The sequence below is a fragment of the Listeria rocourtiae subsp. hofi genome (assembly GCF_963575615.1).
GTDB lineage: Bacteria > Bacillota > Bacilli > Lactobacillales > Listeriaceae > Listeria_A > Listeria_A hofi.
In genome coordinates, this window is sequence record NZ_CAUYTL010000101.1 from 1 (window position 1) to 358 (window position 358).

The 358-nt window shown below is 44.1% G+C and carries 1 protein-coding gene; it reads left to right on the forward strand.

Annotation, left to right across the window (positions count from 1 at the left end; translation table 11 throughout):
• Positions 1-239 (forward strand): immunoglobulin-like domain-containing protein (locus tag R8925_RS15900; RefSeq protein WP_430536755.1); only part of this gene is annotated, 239 nt, incomplete at its 5' end.
• Positions 240-358: the final 119 nt, after the last annotated feature.

Below are 358 nucleotides of genomic sequence, written 5' to 3' on the forward strand. Positions count from 1 at the left end.
CATACACAGTTGGTGATAAAAACATCACAGGTACGTATACTGGCGACGTGAAATCAGTAGTCGTAACTGTGAACGGGACAGCCTATAAAGGTGGCACATTCAACGCAGACGGCACGTTCAAATTCTACGCACTAGACAAGATCAAATCAGCAGACGATGTTATCGCTATCCAAGCTTTTGACAAAGTAGGAAAAGTACTCGACACACAAACAATCATTGCAGCAGCCTTAGCAAAATAAGTCCGAAGGAGCAAGTCTCTAGTTAAAAACAAGAGATTTGCTTCTTTTTGTGCGCCCAGCATGCGCAAATGCTAGGTGGTGAAAGTCCACTACAGGCTTGGCAGTAGGAACTGTTAGCT